This window comes from Gemmatimonas sp. (assembly GCF_027531815.1).
Classification (GTDB): Bacteria; Gemmatimonadota; Gemmatimonadetes; order Gemmatimonadales; family Gemmatimonadaceae; genus Gemmatimonas.
Genome location: NZ_JAPZSK010000020.1, coordinates 1 through 15,657, shown reverse-complemented (window position 1 = coordinate 15,657; position 15,657 = coordinate 1). Strand labels below are relative to the sequence as shown.

The following is a 15,657-nucleotide window of genomic DNA, read 5'->3' as shown; positions in this document are numbered from 1 at the left end:
TAGATTCCGCCGCATGTTCGGCCGTCTGCTCATTCTGCTGCTTTCCGTGCTCCCCAAACACGCGCTCAGTCGCGGGGCGGGGTGGCTGGCCACCCGCACCGTGCCCGTGGGGTGGCGCGGCGCCGTGTATCGCGGCTACAGCCGCATCTTCGGCGCGCGCCCGGACGAAGCGGAACTGCCGCTCGAGCAGTACCCCACGCTCAACGCCTTCTTCACGCGGGCGCTCAAGCCGGGGCTGCGCCCCATCGCGGCGCACGCCATCGTGAGCCCGGTGGATGCGGCCGTGGGGGCCTACGGCACGGTGGAGGCGGGCACGCTGGTGCAGGCCAAGGGGCGCACCTACTCGCTGGGCGCGCTGCTGGGTGACCCGCAGCTCGCGGCGGCGTTCGAGGGGGGCACGTACACCACGCTGTACCTCGCGCCGAAGGACTACCACCGCATTCATGTGCCCATGAGCGGCACGGTGTCATCGGCCACGTACCTGCCCGGCGAATTGTGGCCGGTGAACGTGGCTGCGGTCACGCATGTGGCCGACCTGTTCGCGGTGAACGAGCGCATTGTGGTCCTCATGGACGGCGCCCACGGCGGCCGCATGGCCATCGTGCCGGTAGGCGCCACCATGGTGGGCATGACCCGGCTCGTGTTCGACGACCTGCACACCAACGCCCGACGGCGCGAGGTGCAGCGTCGCCACTACGACCCGGCGATTGCCCTGCGCGCCGGCGACCAGCTGGGGCACTTCGAGTTCGGGAGCACGGTGGTGCTGGTGTGCACCCGCGATGCTGGCGTCATCGAGCCGCTTACACTGGGCGCCACGGTGCGCATGGGGCAACGCATTGGCGCGCTGGCTTCAGGGGAAAACGGCGTACGGGGATGACGTAAGCCACCCACCACCCTCAACTCCCGACCCCCAACCCTGTACGGTGTCGCTGCCAGTCGGCTGCGCCGGCATCGCCCGTCAACTGGCGGCGGGACCGTTCAGGGTGTAGGGCCGAGGGTTTCGGGTTCAGGGTGTTTGCCAATCACGGATTGTGGGAGTCGGTGGTTTCCGTGCTCGAACCCGCGCTATTGACCGCACCGCTGCCATATGCCGCGCCGGCGTTGTGCACATACACCAGCTGCCCGCCGCTGTGTCCCACGTTCCAGCCGGCGCCCAGCACCGCCAGCGTGCCCACGGTGCCCACCACCCGCAGCGTCTTGCCAAGGGAATTGTTCATGAGCCCGCCAGCCGCCAGCACCAGCACGCCGCCCGTCACCAGCAGGAAGAGCTCGGCCGCCTCTTCGTGCTTCTCGAACGCAGCCTCGGGGACCACCCGCTCCACCCGCTCCTCCTGCTGTTCGCCCGTCTTTTCGGCCACCAGCCCACTCACCAGCAGCAACGCCAGCATCCCCACCGGGAAGCCCCAGGCGACATGTGGCTTCATGACACGGCGCCCCAGCCAGAGCCCCAGCAGGGCAAAGAGCGGCACCAGCACCGTGAGCGCGATCGGCATGTGCACGATGAGGGCATGAAGCGGCAGATTGTTGAACATGGTCGTCTCCGAATGTCGTGGAGTCTGGTGGGCGGGGATCGCCACACCCTTCGAGAGGCAAGTTCGGGCGCACGGTGGACACAAACCATCCGGCAAATGACGTCATCGAGCCGGTACCTCATCCGACATCTGTCGCAGTGATCGAATTTCGCGCATGGAACACAACGACATGACCGCAGAATCGGACACCCTGACCGGCGCCTGGCCGCCGGTCCTGATCGGCTTTCTTCTTCTCATCGTCGTGGGCGGTCTCACCGATATCGCCCTCGACCGTCCGCAATCGTGGTTCACCGCGCACATCGCGGTCGAAGTGGGGATGGTGGCGGTGAGCCTGTCCTTCGCCGTGCTGATCTTCAGCCGCTGGCGGCGGTCGCAACAGGCCTTGAATGCTGCGCAGGCCTCACTGTTGGCGACCGCGCGCGAGCTGGCCGAACGACAGGTGGAGCGTGACCTGTGGCGCGCCAACGCCGAGCAGGCGCTGGCGGGCTTCGGCCTGGCGATCGATCGCCAGTTCACGACGTGGCAGCTTACCCGCGCCGAACGCGAGGTGGCGCTGCTGCTGCTGAAGGGGCTGGGGCACAAGCAGGTGGCAGCATCGCTGGGGCGCAGCGAGCGCACGGTGCGTCAGCAGGCGGTGGAAGCCTACCGCAAGGCGGGCGTGCAGGGGCGGTCGGAGCTGGCGGCGTTTTTTCTGGCGGATCTGGCGCTGCCGGGAGCGGAAGGGCAGACGGGGGAGCCGTCGGGGGAGCCGTCGGGGCAAACGGCGTCATGAGGGACGGCGTCATGTTGGACGGCGTCATGTCTGAGGGCGCCACCGGTCACGGCGGTAGCGGAGACGGCAGCCGATGGCCGCGCCTCGGGGTGGGCGTCATCGTGCAACGCGGGGAGCGGGTGCTCCTGGGGAAACGGCGCAGCACGTCGCACGGCGACGGGGTCTGGCAGTTCCCCGGCGGGCATCTCGAATGGGGCGAGTCGGTAGCCGACTGCGCGCGCCGGGAGGTACGCGAGGAAACCGGGCTCGAGGTGCGCGTGGTGGGGCAGGGGCCGTACACCAACGACTACTTCGCGGGGAGCGAGCCCGGCGCCGACAAGCACTACGTCACGCTTTTTGTGCTCGCCGAAAGCGACGCGGGCGAGCCGCAGCGGCTCGAGCCACACAAGTGCGACGCGTGGGAGTGGTTCACCTGGGACACACTGCCCACGCCGCTGTTCCTGCCCATCGTGCACCTGCTGGAGGGCGGCTTCATGCCGCCGCCCCCGAGGGAAGGCGCGATGTGAGTGCTACTTGTGCCGGAAGGTGATGCGACCGCGGTTGAGATCGTACGGTGACACTTCAACGGTCACCTTGTCGCCGGCCAGAATGCGGATGCGGAACTTGCGCATCTTGCCGGCCACCGTGGCCAGGATTTCGTGGCCGTTTTCGAGATTGACGCGGAACATGGTGCTGGGAAGGACGTCGGTGACGGTGCCTTCAAACTCGATCATGTCTTGCTTCATGCGCCCTCCTGTGGGCGGTCAGGACAGTGGAGCCGGTTCGGGATTGTCGCGGAGCGCCGTCTCGAAGGCCGACTGCAGCTGCGCCATGCACCGTTCGGCCAACTCGGGGGACGTGTAGCCCGTCGAGTCGATACCATTGGGATGCCAGTGCCAGCTGGACTCGGCGGCTGCCGATACGACCAGCGACTCTTCCCACACCGACACCGGCGGCGGCGGAACGCGGCGCGCTCCGTTGCGCTCGGGGACGTGGTCACCTCGCGGAGCGATGGTCCCGTTCCAAATGATGGCGAGCAGCTGGCCACCAGGCGGCACGTCGTTGCCGACGCGGATGTGCGCCACGGTCAGGGCGACGGGGCCGAGCTGCACGATGCAGCGGTCGGGGGAGAGCCGGGTGACGGGCGGCTCGGCGCTGTTGAGCGTGGCGGCCCGCTTGGCGAGCGCCACCAGCGATTCGGCGAGCTTGGTGAACTCGCGGGCGCCAACGGACTGGGCGCGGTGAGACGTGAGGAAGTTCGTGCGGTCGGGCCCAAAACGGGATTCCGACGGCGCCACAGGCGCTGCGTGCTCAATCACGGGACCTCCTGCTGAAGACCGTTACAGAAGAGACAGCATCGCGTGGGAGCGGCACGAGCCGCTCCCACGCGTGAGACAGAACAAACCCGTCGAGTGCGAAGACCCGGCGCGGTTTGCCTTAGCGCATGCGGGTGACGTTCTCAGCCGCGGGGCCCTTCTGTCCCTGCACGATGTCGAATTCGACAGTCTCGCCTTCGGTCAGCGACTTGAAGCCCTGACCCTGGATGGCCGAGTGGTGCACGAAGCAATCCTTCTGGCCATTCGACGGGGTGATGAAACCAAAGCCCTTCGCGTCGTTGAACCACTTCACGGTGCCGGTCGTACGCATTGCCTGTACTCCTGATGATGGATCGATGCTGGATCTGTCGGAGCACAACGCCCGAGGGCGCGCATGCAAAACGATACCGACTTCCACGTGCTCGTGATCGCCCTCACGATGGGCGCCATACCGATATGGCTACGATGCAAACGCAAACGGGCCCGCTCGCTTTGGCAGGCCCGTGTCATTCGGAACTTGTCCACGCTGGTTGAAAACCGCGCGTGCATCGCTGAGAAGAAGTGTACCCCATTCCCGCGCCGGGGGCAATACACAAGAGCGAAATGGTCGGGATTGTTTCCGGTAATCGGAACCCCGGCTGCCGGCGCACGCCCGCCGCCGACAGCCCGGTCCCCGGTCAGCGCCCGCCGGTCAGCGCCCGCCCCCCAGTTGCCCCAGCAGCACGCGCACGGCGGCGTCGAGCTGGGAATCCGCCCCGGTGGCGTGCTCCCCCATGGGCCGGGTGACCGGCACATCCACCCGCCGCGGCACCAGCTCCATGTTCTTCCCCTCGTCGTCGTCCACGCGAATGAAGGGCAGGCGCAGCGACGTGCCATCCACCAGCGTGATGTTCGAGGTGTAGATGATCCAGCCGGCGGTGGGCTCGCCCACCACCTTGCCCAGCCCCAGCACCCGGTACCCCTGCGTGAAGTCCTCGCCGTCGGAGAGCGTGTGCTGGTTCACCACCAGCACCGTGGGACGCTCGAGTGCGCGCTGCCCCAGCTGGTTGCGCGCCGGTACCGTCACCGACCCCCGGGTGGTCATGGACATGTACGGACGGCGCGCAAAGACATCCAGCGCGTAGGCATTCACGAAGCCGCCGTTGTTGTTGCGCACATCGATCACCACCCCCTCGCGCCCCATGTTCTCGGCGTCGAGGTCGAAGTGCAGCCGCGCCAGCGCCTGCTCCCCCATGTCGAACATGTGTACATACCCCAGCCGGCCGTTCGACACGCGGGCCACGTAAGCGCGTCGTTCCTCCACCCACTGGCGATACAGCAGCTCCTTCACGGTACCGGTGGTGGTGGGCTGCAGCGACACCGTGCGCGCACCGGCGGTGCCGACCACCGTGAGCGTGACCTTGCGCCCCACCTGATTGGCCAGCAGGGAATCCAGGTTGTCCGTGCGTGCGAGTGGCACGCCGTCCACCGCCGTAAGCCGCTCGCCGGGTACCACGCCGGCCACATCGGCCGGCCCCAGTCGCACCACCTCGGTGACGCGCCGCGTGCCGTCGCGCTCGTAGGCGTCGCGATCGAATTGCAGCCCCAGCCGCCCGGTGGGGGCGAGCGGCACCGCCGGCGGCCCGCTGGCGCCGCTGTGCGAGGCGTTGAGCTCACCCACCATGAGCGACAGCAGGCGGCGGAACTCGTCGGGCGAGGTGGCGGCGCGCACCACCGGGGCGAAGCGCGCCTTCACGGCGTTCCAGTCGGTGCCGTGCATGGCCGGGTCGTAGAACTGATCACGCTGCGTGGCCCATGCCTGCTCGAACGCCACCTGCTTGTCGAGCGCGAAGTCCACGTCGAGCGCTGCCGAGATCGCCACCGGGCGCGACGCACCACCGGCCACGGGAACGATGGCCACGCGGCCGCCCTCGAGATACCAGAGCTCACGCGCATCGCCCGAGAAGCCGATGACCGACTTGGGGCCGGTGGTGGTGGTGAGCTGCCGCGGCGGCGCCGGCGCGCGGGCGCCGTCATCGAGCGTCCACGCGTAGAGGTTGGGCTGTCCGCCACCGGCGCTCGTGAAGATCACCGTCTTGCCGTCGGGGGCCAGCCAGGCGCGACCGATGTCCATGCCGGGCTCGAGCAGCTGCGCCCGTTCGCGAATGCCCTCGAACACGATGCGCGTGGCGGCCGCCGCCGCGGTGCCCGAACCATTCGCGGCGCGCGCCACGCCGGTGTCGCGCGCCGCACTGCCTGGTGCGCTGCCTGGCGTCACCGCGGGCGCTCGAGCGCTATCGCGCACCGGCGCCGTGAACAGATCGCGAAAGCGATCCTCACGGAAGGCGGGGGTGCGCGGCACGAGATCGATGCGGACCAGACGCGGGGGTTCCGTGCGCTGGCTGGTCACGAAGAGCAGGAAGCGCCCGTCGGCGCTCCATTCGAGCGAGCCGCTGTTGCTGCTCGCCAGGAAGCTCACCGGCCGCGCCTCGCCGCCATTCACCGGCACGACGGACACGTTGGTGAAGCCCCGCGCCCCGCGCGACAGATACGCAATCCACTGCAGGTCGGGGCTCCACGCCAGCGTGCGCCCATCGTCGAAGGGGGGGCGGTCGAAGTAGCCGGTGGCCAGCTTGCGGTCGCCGGTGCCGTCGGCGTTCACCACATGCAGGGCGTTGCCGTCGCGCAAATAGGCCACGCGCTTGCCGTCACGCGACGGGGTGGGCTGCGACGCATCACCCGCCGTCGTGAGCGCACGTGCGCGGTTCGCGGCCACATCGTGCACCATGACCTGTCCTCCGCTGGCGCTCCACGCCACGTACACGATCTCGCGATCCCCTTCGCGGCCTCCGCGCAGCCACCGCGGCTGCTTTTCAACGGCAGGGCTGCTCGTGAGGCGCGTAGCGTCGCCCCCCTCGCGCGCGTCGCTGGCCCACAGCTCGCCGCGCCCAATGAGCGCCAGCTTGCGGGCATCGGGGGACAGGTCGGCGGTGAACCCCTGCGACAGCGTCACCCGCTCCACGCCGCGCGCTGCCGACACGCCGCGCAACGCAATGGGCACGGCGGCCGCCTCACGCGTGCGCACATCGTAGCGCCACACGCCGAAGTCGCGTTCGAACACGATGGCGCTGCCGTCGTACGCCACCTGGGGCCACAGCACCCGCCCCGTGGTGAAGCGGGTCAGCGGTGTGGCGGCACCGCCGCGCGCGGGGCGCGCCCAGAGATTCTCGGGGCCGGTGCGATCGCTCATGTAGTACACGGTGCCACCGTCGGGGGACCAGCCGGCCCACAAGTCCTTGGCGCCACCCTCTTCCGACAGGCGCGTGTACGTGGGGGTGCTCCCCGGGCGCACCAGCCATAGCTCGGCTTCGTCCAGGTGCGACCGACCATGTCGCCACCACTGGCCACTGGCGGTGCCGCGTGCGGAGATCACCAGCGTGCTCCCGTCGGGCGACGGCGCGCCGAAGAACTCGCTGGCGTACCGGTCGGCGGCCACGGGCATGGCGGTGCCGCCGGTGCTGGATACGCGATACACATCCTGCATCCCCGCGATGTCGCCCGCGTTGCTGTGGAAGTACAGCCAGCGGCCGTCGCGTGACCACGCCGAGACCGTCTCGGCGGCGTCATCGAAGGTGAGGCGGCGCAACGCGCCCGTGCGCAGCTCGAGGGTGTACACGTCGCCGTTGCCGCTGCGCGTGCTCGTGAACGCGACGAACTGGCCGTCGGGGGAATACAGCGGGCGACTCTCCGCCGCCGGGTGCGCCACCAGCAGCCGCGCCTCGCCGCCGCCGGCCGCCACCGTCCAGAGGTCGGCCCCGCTCACGAAGACGATCTCCCGTGCGTCCGGCGACAGCGCCGGTTCGGCGAGGGCAGGGCGTGACATGGCGTCACCGCCACCGCTACTGCCGCTACCGCGCTGCGCGTGCAGGGGTGCGCAGGGCGCCGCGAGCAGCAGGGCGGTAGCCAGTTGGAGGTCCAACGAACGACGCAGCAGGGAGGGCAGCATGAGGCACACTCGCGCGAGAGGAACAGGGCCGCGGCTACGCGGCGACTGCCCAAAGCTTGCCCCCGCGGGCGCCATCGTCTAGCTCTGTTTCATGTCCCGCCTTCGTTCATGACGCCACCTCGCGCCCCGGCGGTTCAGCGCATCGACTTCGCCTCGTTGGCGGAGCGCCACGAGGCCATTCTGTTCGACGCCTATGGCGTACTGGTGAACGCGGCCGGCGCGTTGCCTGGCGCCGCCGAGGCCATCGCGCATCTGGTGGCGCGTGGCCAGCGCTTTCTGGTGGTGACCAACGATGCGTCGCGCTCCCCTGCGCGCGCGTCACGGCGTTTTCTGCGTCTGGGGATTCCGGTGCAGCCGGAGCATGTGCTGAGTTCAGGGATGCTCATTGCGCCGGCGCTCGAGCAGCATGGCATGCGCGGGCGGCGCGTGGTGGTACTGGGCACCGGCGATTCGGCCGGCTACGCGCGGCAGGTGGGGGCGCTGGTGGTCGATCCGGACCCCGCCAATCCGGCCGACGCGGTGGTTCTTGCCGACGAGGGCGGCTTCGACACACTGGGCATGCTGGACGCGACCCTCAGCATGATCGTGACGGCAGCAGAGCGCGGCCGTGCACCCGTGCTGTTGCTCGCCAACCCCGACCTCGTGTATCCATCGGCCAACGGTACCTTCGGCCTGACGGCCGGGTCGCTGGCGGGCATGCTGGAGCGCGCGCTCGACCTGCTGCTGGGGCACGGGACGCTGCGCTTCGAGGTGCTGGGCAAGCCGGCGGCGCGCCACTTCGAAACGGCGCTGGAGATGGTGGGCACGAGGCAGGCGGTCATGCTGGGCGATACGCTGCACACCGACATTGCCGGCGCCCGCGCGGTGGGGATTGCCAGCGCGATCGTGCTCACGGGCGTGACGACCGCCGTGCAGGTGCAGGAGGCCGGTGCGCAGGCCCCCACGTATCTGCTGGACGATCTGCGCGGCTGACTGCACGGGGCGGCGCATGGTGTCCGTGCTGCGCGTACCGTGGTGGTGTGTAGCTTAGGCGCATGGTTCTTCTGGCCGACCTTCCGCTTTGGCGTGACGACACCCTGTCCTCCTGGGAACAGGCGCTCGCCACGTACGACCGCGCCATTGCCGCCCTGCCCAACGGCAAGCTGCCGGCGCACGATGTCTGGTACCGGCACGAGCTGCCGGCGCTGGTGCATGCGCGCGCGCCCATGCACGTGACGCACGACGAGATGGTGCGCATCACCGAGTGGAAGATGGCGCGCGGCGTGTGGCGCGCTCCCAACCTCGTGCTGGTGCGCAACAACCCGTCCGGTGCCGTGGAAGCGGCCACGGCGCGTGCGTCGGCGTTGCTCGACAACACCGCCAAGGCGGTGGCCGCGGTGAGCGCATTGGGTGGCGTGGGGCCGGCCACGGCGTCGGCGGTGCTGGCCATCATGGCGCCCGACCGCTTCCCCTTCTTCGACGAGATCGTCACCGGCCAGGTGGCGCCGCACGTGGAGGGAATGGGGACGATCGCGTGGACGGCGCCGTACTACCGCAAGTACGTGGCGGCATTGACGGCGCGCGCGGCGGCGCTGGCGAACGGCTGGCACGCCACCATGGTGGAGCGTGCGCTCTGGGCACACGGTGTGCATGCCGGTGCGCGCGTATGAGTGACGGCCTGCACGGCGCCGGCGCGACGGACACCGCCGATGTCGTGATCTGCGGCGCCGGTATTGCCGGCATTGCGGCGGCGCATGCGCTGGCGGTTGGGCGCGGCCTCGCGCGCGTGGTCATCGTGGACGACACGCCGCCACTCACGCTCACCAGCGACAAGAGCACCGAAGCCTATCGCAACTGGTGGCCTGGCCCCGACGACGCCATGGTGCGGCTCATGAACCGCAGCATCGACCTGCTGGAGACGTGGGCCACGGCGAGCGACAACCGGTTCCTGCTCAACCGGCGCGGGTACGTGTACGCCACCGCGCGCGCCGCGCGGGCGGCGCAGTTCGCAGCCGATGCGGTACTGGCGGCATCGCAGGGAGCCGGCGAGGTGCGCACGTATCGCTCACGGCAGGAGGCGGCCGCGTATGAGCCGTCGGCGCATCAGGGGTGGCAGGGGCACCCCACGGGCGCCGATCTCTTTCTCGATCGTGACGCCATTGCCGCGCACTTTCCGTGGCTGTCGCCCGACATCTGCGCGGTGCTGCATGCGCGTCGGTGCGGCTGGTTCAGCGGGCAGCAGTTGGGGATGCTGCTGTTGGAGCAGGCGCGGGCGGCGGGTACAACACTGCTCGCCGGGCGGGTGAGCGGTGTGCAGCAGGAGGGGGGCAGGGTGACGGCGGTGCAGGTGGCCACGTCATCGGGCGTCACGCACACCATCAGCACACCGGTGTTCGTGAATGCGGCGGGCCCCTACGCGAAGCAGGTGGCGGCGTTGTGCGGCGTTGCGCTGCCACTCTTCAGCGAGGCGCACTACAAGATTGCCATCGAGGATGCGCGCGGCGTGATCGATCGCGACACGGGGCTCGTCATTCTCGATGATGCGCAGTGTCTCGAGTGGAGCGACGAGGAGCGTGCCGAACTGGCCGCCGACGCGAGCACGCGCTGGCTCACCGAACCGCTGCCGGCGGGCATTCATCTGCGCCCCGAGGGATACGGCGCCGCGCGCACGGTGCTCATGCTGTGGGACTATCATGGCGCGCACCGCTTCGACGACCCCGTGTTTCCGCTGCCGGAGGATGCGTTCTATGCCGAGGTGGTGCTGCGCGGCATGACGCGGTTGGCGCCGGGGCTGGCGGCGTATCTCGACCGGTTGCCGCACGCGTACGTGGACGGCGGCTATTACACCAAGACCGAGGAGAACCGGCCGTTGGTGGGGCCCATGGGCGTCGACGGGGCGTACGTGTGCGCGGCCTTTTCGGGATTCGGGCTCATGGCCGCGCCGGCGGCGGCGGAGCTGCTGGCCGCGCAGGTCACCGGCGCCTCGCGGCCGTCGTACGAGCGTGCCTTTCTGCTGTCGCGGTATGACGATGCCGCATACTGCGCGCAGGTGGCGCAGTGGGGGAGCACCGGGCAGCTGTAGCCGAGGGCGCTGTCATCGTCACCGGCGCGCCGCCCACCGGGCCTCGAGTGCCCGCCAGGCGGCCAGCCGCTCGCGCGCGGCGGTGCGCATGGGTTCGGTAGGCGGCGTGTCGCTGTCCTGAAGCACATCGATGACCGTCTGGTGCGCCCCCGCCACGGCCCCGTAGGCGGTCACGAACTCGGCCAGCCCCGCCTGCCGCGCCTCGTTCACGCGCGTGCGCGCCAGCAGCATGGCGTCGTAGAGCGCCACGCTCAGGTCGTGCTGCGCCTGCAAGGCCGCACGCGGGGTCTTCACCCGCGGGTCCATGCGCACGGTGAGCGGCTTGCTGTGCACGGTACCGTCGACGGTGAGCCGCACCGTGTACGTGCCGGGCATGACCCACGGCCCCTCGGGCTCGCACTTGGTGTTGTACGGCGTGGCCGAAATGGGGAGGGCGCAGCTGTCGGTGGGGCGCGCATAGTGCAGGTCCCAGGTGAAGCGCTGCATCCCGGCCTTGGTCCCGGGCGCACTCGCGGGGCGGAACCAGTACCACGGCGCATTGCCCGCGTCGGCGGGGGGCGGCACGGGATCGCTGCTCGCGTAGCGGCGCAGCACCCGCCCGCGCGCATCGAGCAGCTCGATCGATACGGCGGCGGCGTCGCGCGCCAGCCAGTAGTCGATCATGGCGCCATCGGGGGGATTCTCTGCGTGCGGCTCATCGGGCGGCACCGGCGTGTCGGTGTACATGCTGTAGCGCACCCGGGTGGCCACGGCCGGCGCAAAGAGCAGCGCCGGGGTGGCGGCGGTGGTGGCGCCGAACTGCCGCAGCGCGGTGACGTTGTCGAGAATCCAGAAGCCACGCCCGTGCGTGGCGACGGCGAGATCGTCATCCTTCACGACGAGATCGCGAATGGAGATGACCGGCATGTTGCGGCGCAGCGGCTGCCAGCTGTCACCGTCGTTGCCCGACACCCACACCATGTGTTCGGTGCCCGCGTAGAGCAGCCCGCGACGCTTCGGGTCCTCACGGATCACGTTGGTGGGGGCATCGGTGTCCATGCCGCCGGTGATCTCCGTCCACGTCCTGCCGCCGTCCCGCGTGCGGTAGAGATGCGGGCGCAAATCGTCCAGGCGGAAGGTGTTCACCGCCGCGTACGCGGTGTTCGCATCGAAGTGTGACGCGTCCATGATCGAGACCTTCCACCACGGCCCGAGCTGTGGTGGCGTGACGTCGCGCCAGGTCTTGCCGCCGTTGCGTGTCACGTGAATGAGCCCGTCGTCGGTGCCCACCCAGATCGTGTTCGAGTCCACGGGACTCGGCGCAATCGTGTACACCACGCCCCGCCGCGTGGGCTTGGCGCTCGGCGTGTCGCGGTAGATGCCCACGCTGGCCGGTACCTCCCACGTGGCGCGCGAGAGGTCGTCGCTGAGCCGCGTCCAGCTGTGCCCGCCGTTCACCGTCTGCCAGAGCACGTTCGTGCCGTAGTACAGCTTGCGCGGGTTGGTGGGGGAGAAGAGGATGGGCATCGTGCGGATGCCACGGAAATGGTCGGGGCCACTGCCGGCGGCGCCGCGTCCACGTCCAGCGTTGGGGCTCACATTCTGGGTCTGCCCCGTGCGGCGGTCGAAGCGCGTGACCGTGCCGCCGAAGTACACGTTGGGGTCGAGCGGATCGGGGGCCACGTAGCTGTACTCACTCGCCCCCACCGGTCGCCAGTCGCGATAGGTGATGCTGCCGTCGTTGCTGCGGCTCGGCACGCACGCCGATCCCGACTCCTGCTGCCCGCCGCACAGGTTGTACGGCCAGTTGTAGTCGGCGGTGACGTGATAGAACTGCGCCGTGGGCTGGTTGTACCACGAGCTCCACGTGCTGCCGCCGTTCACGGTGATGATGGCACCCTGGTCGGCCACCATGAGCATCACGTCGGGGGTGGTGGGGTTGATCCAGAGCCGCTGGTAGTCGTCGCCACCGGGGGCGCCGCGAAAGCTCTTCCATGTACGGCCGCCATCGGTGCTCTTCCACGCCACCACGTTCATGGAGTACACGGTGTTCGGATCGCGCGGGTCCACGGTGACCGCGGCAAAGTCATCGCCGCGCCCGAAGATGCGGTTGTCGGTGGTGGTGCGTTGCCACGTGGCCCCGGCATCGTCGCTGCGATAGATGCCGCTCTTGTCACCGGCCGTGGCGGTCACGTACAGCACGCGCGGATTGCTGGGCGCAATGCCGATACCCAATCGCCCGAGCCCGTCGGCGGTGGTGGGCAACCCGCCCCCCAGCTGCGTCCAGGTGGCGCCGCCATCGGTGCTCTTGAAGAGCCCAGAGTTCTTCCCACTCCACGCCGCGTTCTCCCACGGCCCCTGGCGCGCTTCCCACAGTACCGCGTACACCGTGTTGGGATCGTTGGGCGACAGGACCACATCGGCGCCGCCGGTATTCTCGTCCTTGTACAGCACGCGCTCGAACGACTCTCCACCGTTCGTGGAGCGATAGATGCCGCGTTCGGTGTTGGGACCGTACGGATGCCCCAGTACCGCCACGAACAGGCGATCGGGATTCGCGGGATCCACGGCAATGCGCGGAATCTGCTGGCCGTTGCGCAACCCCAGTCGTGTCCATGTGCGCCCGGCGTCGCCCGAACGGTACATGCCGTTGCCGGTGGAGAGATCGGGGCGCTGCAGCCCTTCACCGCTCCCCACGTACACGATGTTCGGGTCCGACGGCGCGACCTCCACGGCACCGATGGAGCCGGTGGGTTGGTCGTCCATGATGGGATTCCATGTGCGCCCGTAGTCGGTGGTCTTCCACACGCCGCCGTTGGTGACGGCCATGTAGAACACATTCGGCTGCTGCGGCACGCCCACCGCGCTCTTGGTGCGCCCGGCCCGGAAGGGGCCGATGTGCCGCCAGGTGAGGGCGTGCATGGCGTTCGTCGGGAGCGCTGGTTGGGCGTCGGCGAGTGAGCTGAGGCCGAACAGCAATGCCGCGGCAAGCGAATGGTAGGCGCGCATCGTGGTGGGCGTGCGAGGGGAGTGTGGGTGTGATGCTGCCAGCGGCCCCGTTCAGGGTCGGAGGTCGTGGGTGAAGTGTTGTGGGTTGGTGTGTCGTCGAAACACCCACCCACAACCCTCTACGCACGACCCCCTACGCTGAACGGGGCCGCCGTCAGTCGAACAACAGGCTCTTCCGGCGCCGGCTGAACGCCGGTGCCGTTACTGCCCCGTCGTCGCCGGCTTGACGATTTCCGGCAGCGCCGCCGCCACCTGCTTCATCTCCGCCGGTGTGCCGATCGAGATACGCGCCCACGTGTTGTACGGCGGGAACGCGCGCCCGATCATGAACCCTTTCGCGAGCATCGCGGCCTGCACCTTCTCCACCGGCATGCCGGTGTCGAAGAACACGAAGTTGGTGTGCGAGGTGGTCATGCGACGGCCGAGGCTCTTGATGGCCGTGTGCATGATGGTGCGCCCTTCGGCGTTGCGGTCGCGGCACATGGTCTGGTACGCGGTGTCCTGCATGGACGCCGCCGCGGCGCGCGCGCCGAAGACGCCGGGGAAGCTGGTGACGCACGGCTGCAGTCGCGCGATGATGTCCGGGCGCGCGATGGCGAAGCCGGTCCGCAGCCCCGCGAGGCCGTGGATCTTGGAGGCGGTGCGGGAGATGATGACGTTCTCGCCGGCCTTCACGAGATCGATCATGCTGGTGTACCCGGGGTCGGTCACGAAGTCATGATACGCTTCGTCGACCAGCACCACCGACTTGCGCGACGCGTTGCTCACGAAGCTGCGCAGCTTGGCGGCATCGGTGAGCGTGCCGGTGGGGTTGTTGGGGTTGCACACGAACACGAGATCCACCGCCTGCACGAGGCGACGATCCATGGCCTCGAGATCGTGCGCGAGGTTGCCGTCGAGCGCCACCTTGTGCACGCGCGCCCCCATCGACTCGGCGTAGCGCGGCAGCCCTTCGTAGGTGGGCCAGGGGGTGAGCACATCACCGCCGCGCATGGCGTAGGCGAGCGCCACAATGGAGAGCACATCGCCCGAGCCGGCGGTGACGAGCACGTAGTCCTCGGGCACGCCGACCTGCTGCGCGAAGACCTTGCGCAGCGCGGGGATGGCGTTGGCGTTGTACCAGGCGTGCTCCTTCCACATGTCCATGATCGCCTGCTTCGCCGAGGGCGCCATGCCGTACGGATTTTCGTTCGAGGCCAAGCGGAGGGGGCCGTCGGCGCGGCGCACCGCTTCGATTTCGCGCTCGAGGGCGAGGAAGCCCTGCCAGGTGGTCTGGCCGTCGACGACGGCGGGGGCGGCGGGCGCCTCGAGGGCCGGCAGCAGTGACGGCGAGAGCGACTGCGTGGCGATGGCCCCGCCGGCGACGAGACCGGACGACTTGAGCCACTGGCGGCGGGAGAACGAGCGATCGACGGGCGTGGACACGGGCGTACCTCGGGGGCAAAGGTCGGCGGACTTCCCGGGGCGGACGGGACGGGCAACGATAGCGCCAAATGGTACGAAGCGCACGACCCCGGCCGGGTCGGGGTCGGGGGTGTGGTCGTGGCACTGCCACGACGGTCGGGGTACCGCCACCACGGTCGGGGTACCGCCACCACGGTCGGGGTCTTCCTCCAGTCGGGGTTTGGGCCCGGGTCGGGGTCTTTACCGCAGTCGGGGTCGGGGCTCCGGTCTGGCCGACGCTGCGCTGGGCGTCTGGGGGCGGCGGTCGGGGGGCGCGGCGCGGACCGCCCCCCACCCCCCAACCCCTGCCCCCCGACCGCCCCCCGCCGCGCGCGCCCCCGACCGCCCCCCCAACGCCCCGCGCAGCGTCGGCCCGACCCGCGCCCCGACCCCGACAGCCCGCAGCACCCCCACCCGGGCCCCATCGGGCGACCGGGGGGGGGGGCCCCGCGCTGCGGGGGGGGGTCGGCCACCTGGGGGGTGTGGGGCGGGGGGGGGGGGTTGGGGGGCTGGGGGGGTGGGGGCACGGGTGGGGCCGCCGGGGGGGGGGGGGTGGGGGGGGGGGGGGGCTGGGGAGCGCG

13 protein-coding genes are annotated in these 15,657 nt (G+C 69.8%); 6 read left to right on the top strand and 7 right to left on the bottom strand.

Annotated elements, in window-relative coordinates:
- The first annotated feature begins 13 nt into the window (after positions 1–13).
- Positions 14–877, top strand: coding sequence for an archaetidylserine decarboxylase (asd, locus tag O9271_RS18045; protein WP_298272858.1), 864 nt, complete (start codon positions 14–16; stop codon positions 875–877).
- Positions 878–1,022: 145 nt separating this feature from the next.
- Here the strand turns inward: asd and O9271_RS18040 are convergent, their stop codons facing one another.
- On the bottom strand, positions 1,023–1,532 hold the full coding sequence (locus O9271_RS18040) for a hypothetical protein (protein ID WP_298272856.1): 510 nt from the start codon (positions 1,530–1,532) through the stop codon (positions 1,023–1,025).
- Between the two features lie 169 nt (positions 1,533–1,701).
- On the opposite strand from O9271_RS18040, the gene O9271_RS18035 reads away from it, so the two are divergent.
- The gene (locus O9271_RS18035; RefSeq protein WP_298272853.1) at positions 1,702–2,304 is read left to right on the top strand and encodes a LuxR C-terminal-related transcriptional regulator; all 603 of its coding nucleotides are present in this window, start codon (positions 1,702–1,704) and stop codon (positions 2,302–2,304) included.
- A gap of 26 nt (positions 2,305–2,330) precedes the next feature.
- Positions 2,331–2,810 carry an NUDIX hydrolase gene (locus tag O9271_RS18030; RefSeq protein ID WP_298272851.1) on the top strand — a complete coding sequence of 160 codons (480 nt, stop codon included), beginning with the start codon at positions 2,331–2,333 and terminating at the stop codon, positions 2,808–2,810.
- 3 nt (positions 2,811–2,813) lie between these two features.
- On the opposite strand, the gene infA is transcribed toward O9271_RS18030, so the two are convergent.
- From infA to O9271_RS18010, 4 genes are all read right to left on the bottom strand, one after another.
- Entirely contained in the window at positions 2,814–3,029 is a 216-nt protein-coding gene (gene infA / locus O9271_RS18025) for a translation initiation factor IF-1 (RefSeq protein ID WP_026848355.1), read from the bottom strand.
- A gap of 18 nt (positions 3,030–3,047) precedes the next feature.
- Positions 3,048–3,602, bottom strand: a complete 555-nt coding sequence (locus O9271_RS18020) for a hypothetical protein (protein ID WP_298272848.1) — start codon at positions 3,600–3,602, stop codon at positions 3,048–3,050.
- A 118-nt stretch (positions 3,603–3,720) separates the two neighbouring features.
- A complete protein-coding gene (locus tag O9271_RS18015) occupies positions 3,721–3,930 on the bottom strand; it encodes a cold shock domain-containing protein (protein WP_291260116.1) in 210 nt (69 codons plus the stop codon).
- Between the two features lie 360 nt (positions 3,931–4,290).
- Entirely contained in the window at positions 4,291–7,584 is a 3,294-nt protein-coding gene (locus O9271_RS18010) for a S41 family peptidase (RefSeq protein ID WP_298272846.1), read from the bottom strand.
- A 108-nt stretch (positions 7,585–7,692) separates the two neighbouring features.
- On the opposite strand from O9271_RS18010, the gene O9271_RS18005 reads away from it, so the two are divergent.
- The 3 genes from O9271_RS18005 to O9271_RS17995 all read left to right on the top strand — a co-directional run bounded on the left by O9271_RS18005 (position 7,693) and on the right by O9271_RS17995 (position 10,645).
- Positions 7,693–8,556, top strand: a complete 864-nt coding sequence (locus O9271_RS18005) for an HAD hydrolase-like protein (RefSeq protein ID WP_298272844.1) — start codon at positions 7,693–7,695, stop codon at positions 8,554–8,556.
- Positions 8,557–8,618: 62 nt separating this feature from the next.
- Positions 8,619–9,233: a hypothetical protein gene (locus tag O9271_RS18000; protein WP_298272842.1), complete on the top strand. Its 615-nt coding sequence runs from the start codon at positions 8,619–8,621 to the stop codon at positions 9,231–9,233.
- On the top strand, positions 9,230–10,645 hold the full coding sequence (locus tag O9271_RS17995; RefSeq protein ID WP_298272840.1) for an FAD-binding oxidoreductase: 1,416 nt from the start codon (positions 9,230–9,232) through the stop codon (positions 10,643–10,645). Before O9271_RS18000 ends, O9271_RS17995 begins: the two co-directional genes overlap by 4 nt.
- Before the next feature lie 18 nt (positions 10,646–10,663).
- On the opposite strand, the gene O9271_RS17990 is transcribed toward O9271_RS17995, so the two are convergent.
- The gene (locus tag O9271_RS17990; protein WP_298272837.1) at positions 10,664–13,633 is read right to left on the bottom strand and encodes a glycosyl hydrolase; all 2,970 of its coding nucleotides are present in this window, start codon (positions 13,631–13,633) and stop codon (positions 10,664–10,666) included.
- A 201-nt stretch (positions 13,634–13,834) separates the two neighbouring features.
- Positions 13,835–15,058 (bottom strand): histidinol-phosphate transaminase, encoded by a 1,224-nt coding sequence (locus O9271_RS17985; protein WP_298272833.1) that lies wholly within the window; start codon positions 15,056–15,058, stop codon positions 13,835–13,837.
- Positions 15,059–15,657 lie beyond the last annotated feature (599 nt).

Excerpts from the sequence above, each read along its gene's own strand:
- asd (WP_298272858.1), top strand. The coding sequence starts at position 14 with ATGTTCGGCCGTCTGCTCATTCTGCTGCTTTCCGTGCTCCCCAAACAC.
- O9271_RS18040 (WP_298272856.1), bottom strand. The coding sequence starts at position 1,532 with ATGTTCAACAATCTGCCGCTTCATGCCCTCATCGTGCACATGCCGATC.
- O9271_RS18035 (WP_298272853.1), top strand. The coding sequence starts at position 1,702 with ATGACCGCAGAATCGGACACCCTGACCGGCGCCTGGCCGCCGGTCCTG.
- O9271_RS18030 (WP_298272851.1), top strand. The coding sequence starts at position 2,331 with ATGTCTGAGGGCGCCACCGGTCACGGCGGTAGCGGAGACGGCAGCCGA.
- infA (WP_026848355.1), bottom strand. The coding sequence starts at position 3,029 with ATGAAGCAAGACATGATCGAGTTTGAAGGCACCGTCACCGACGTCCTT.
- O9271_RS18015 (WP_291260116.1), bottom strand. The coding sequence starts at position 3,930 with ATGCGTACGACCGGCACCGTGAAGTGGTTCAACGACGCGAAGGGCTTT.
- O9271_RS18010 (WP_298272846.1), bottom strand. The coding sequence starts at position 7,584 with ATGCTGCCCTCCCTGCTGCGTCGTTCGTTGGACCTCCAACTGGCTACC.
- O9271_RS18005 (WP_298272844.1), top strand. The coding sequence starts at position 7,693 with ATGACGCCACCTCGCGCCCCGGCGGTTCAGCGCATCGACTTCGCCTCG.
- O9271_RS18000 (WP_298272842.1), top strand. The coding sequence starts at position 8,619 with ATGGTTCTTCTGGCCGACCTTCCGCTTTGGCGTGACGACACCCTGTCC.
- O9271_RS17995 (WP_298272840.1), top strand. The coding sequence starts at position 9,230 with ATGAGTGACGGCCTGCACGGCGCCGGCGCGACGGACACCGCCGATGTC.
- O9271_RS17990 (WP_298272837.1), bottom strand. The coding sequence starts at position 13,633 with ATGCGCGCCTACCATTCGCTTGCCGCGGCATTGCTGTTCGGCCTCAGC.